General features: G+C 59.9%; 3 protein-coding genes. 2 read left to right on the top strand and 1 reads right to left on the bottom strand.

Features of this window, described 5'->3' with window-relative positions; all coding sequences use genetic code 11:
* A partial coding sequence (locus tag ACSQ83_RS35730; RefSeq protein ID WP_436231356.1) for a hypothetical protein occupies positions 1 to 247 on the bottom strand: 247 nt, incomplete at its 3' end.
* A gap of 70 nt (positions 248 to 317) precedes the next feature.
* On the opposite strand from ACSQ83_RS35730, the gene ACSQ83_RS35725 reads away from it, so the two are divergent.
* Both ACSQ83_RS35725 and ACSQ83_RS35720 read left to right on the top strand, forming a co-directional pair.
* Complete coding sequence (locus ACSQ83_RS35725; RefSeq protein WP_436231355.1) at positions 318 to 521, top strand: hypothetical protein; 204 nt, start codon at positions 318 to 320, stop codon at positions 519 to 521.
* Positions 508 to 2,586, top strand: coding sequence for a recombinase family protein (locus tag ACSQ83_RS35720; protein WP_436231354.1), 2,079 nt, complete (start codon positions 508 to 510; stop codon positions 2,584 to 2,586). Before ACSQ83_RS35725 ends, ACSQ83_RS35720 begins: the two co-directional genes overlap by 14 nt.
* Positions 2,587 to 2,596: the final 10 nt, after the last annotated feature.

Genomic DNA, 2,596 nt, shown 5'->3' with positions numbered 1-2,596 from the left:
GCCATTGCCCGTTCATTCTGCCCATATCGGGCAGGAAGTTGAAGTCCATTATCGTTGGCACCCGTTGTATGGGCACCGCGTCAAGGTTAGAGATGTTGAGCAGCGCGGCGGAAGCCGAGTAGTCCACATCGATGCCGGATGCGGTACGGTCAAGATGATTGCCGGGTGGATGCTGGATGCTGCCGCGTGTTCGTGCATGGAACTTGGTGACCCGAGAGTCACCGTGATGGCGCTGCGCAATCTGCACCAGTTGCTTGTTGATCGACGTTTGCGAGGAAACTCACCGGACGATTCCACCATCGTCCGGGAGAAGCGCAATGGGCAAGCTGCCAAACGTCGTTCCAGCAGGTCTGCAGTCGTTGCAATCGATACCGCGCCAGATGAACATGACGTTCGACGCCGTCGAGCTTCAGGGGATGAGCGCGGTACAACGCGCAAGGGCAAGCACCCATCTGGCGAGCCTGCTGATGCAGGCCGCCGGCGTCGCCACGCCAAAGGAGCATAACGATGACGAACGTTGATCGTTTGCCTGAGCTCCTTCTTAAACGCAAAGCGGTGATCTACGTCCGGCAGTCGACGCAGACTCAGGTACAGACAAACCTCGAAAGCCGGCGTCGGCAATACGACCTTGTGGAGGAAGCCAAGCGGCGGGGATTTCGCGACATCGAGGTTATCGATGAGGACATGGGCCGTTCTGCCAGCGGCGCAGTCGCCCGGCCCGGTTTCGAGCGCCTCGTGGCTTTACTGTGTGCTGGCGAAGTCGGAGCGGTCCTTTGTATGGATGCCTCACGTCTTGCACGTAACGGGCGCGACTGGCACCATCTGCTTGAACTCTGCGGGCTTGTCGAGGCCAGGGTAATCGACCTGGACGGTGTGTACGATCCTTGTCGGGCAAACGACCGGTTACTGCTCGGAATGAAAGGCAGCATCAGTGAATTCGAGCTCAACGTGCTTCGTACGCGCATGCTCGATGCCAAACGCGCGAAGGCTTACCGCGGCGATTTGCGTATCAGCGTGCCGTTCGGCTACATCTGGCATCGGGAAGTTGGATTGGGTCTTGATCCGAATTTGCGATTGCAGGAAGTCATACGCCTGATCTTTGCACGCTTCCGCGAACTGGGCAGCGCACGGCAGGTTCTACTGTCGCTGCGAGCTGAACAGGTCCACTTCCCGCGCCCCTCCGATGGCAGGACGTTGACCCACTTCGACTGGATACCGGTGCGCTATCGAAACGTGATCTCGGTGCTCAAGAATCCGTTCTACGCCGGAGCTTACGTATATGGCAAGAGTGGCAAGCAGATGGCGATCGTGGATGGGCGCGCGCGCAAGAGCTACAAGCACCCCAAGCCGTTTGATGAATGGGATGTCCTGCTCAGGGAACATCACGAAGGCTACATCGACTGGGCTGAATTCGAGCGCAACCAGAAGCAGCTCGCGACCAATGCCTATGGCAAAGCGGGCGACGTAAAATCGAGCCGCGGTGGCCGGGCACTGCTGGCAGGTCTGCTTGCCTGCGCGCGCTGTGGGCGCCGCCTGTTCGTGGCCTATACTGGGCGCATACCGCAACCTGTCTACCGATGTGCCCGCTTTGACATGCCACCGCAATGCATGAGTTTCGGGGGCTCTCGCATCGACGCCGCTATCGGGAAGGAGCTATTGCGTGTCGTGGAACCAATGGCAATCGAAGCAGCCCGGCAGGCCGAGCAAATGCACATGGACACCCTGAACGGGCAGCGACGGATCGTGGAACTTGAACTGCAGCAAGCGCAGTACGAAGCCACACTGGCCGAGCGGCGCTATGCCGCCTGCGATCCTGACAACCGTCTGATTGCCGCGCAGCTGGAGAAGAATTGGGAAGCAGCATTGCGCCGCGTACTGGCCTGCCAGACGCGCCTGGAGACGGTAAGCACGTCGGCGGCGGATATCCCCACTCCTGACTTTGCGAAGCTTGCGGAAGACCTCACTGCTGCCTGGAATGCACCGAACGTCACGATGCGCATGCGCCAGCAGCTTGTTCGCGCCCTGATCGTCGATATTGTTGCCGACGTGGACGAAACGGCGCGTGAAGTCATCCTGACGATTCACTGGCAAGGCGGTCAGCATTCGCAGTTACGGGTCCGCAAGCCCGGACCGGGCGAGCATGGATGTAGCACGTCCGACGAAGCGCTCGCGGTCATCCGCAGCATGGCAACCCGATGGTCAGATCAGGACATCGCTGCATCGTTGAACCGGATGGGAATGCGGACCGGCCAAGGCAAGACCTGGACCGCACACCGTGTCAGCTCCATACGGCGCGTGCGTGACATCCATGCCTACAGGCCGGCAGAGAAGGATGGGGAATGGTTGACGATGTCCGAAGCCGCAAAACAGCTCGGCGTCACCAGTCACGCGATCCGGCGGTTGATCAACGATCGCATCCTGCCTGCCGAGCAGGTGATGCCCGATGCCCCATGGCAGATTCGCGCGAGTGATCTACGCAGCGAGGCTGTTGCGGCGGCGTTGACGCGCAAACATCGCCCGTGTCGCAACGATGCCGAAGGACAAATCCCAATGTTTATCGAGGTTTCGGAAGGAGGTGCACAATGAACGCCCCATT

The organism is Caballeronia sp. LjRoot29, from assembly GCF_964252755.1.
Classification (GTDB): Bacteria; Pseudomonadota; Gammaproteobacteria; order Burkholderiales; family Burkholderiaceae; genus Caballeronia.
Note: the sequence above shows the minus strand (reverse complement) of the source record. Positions and strands in the feature narration are given on the sequence as shown.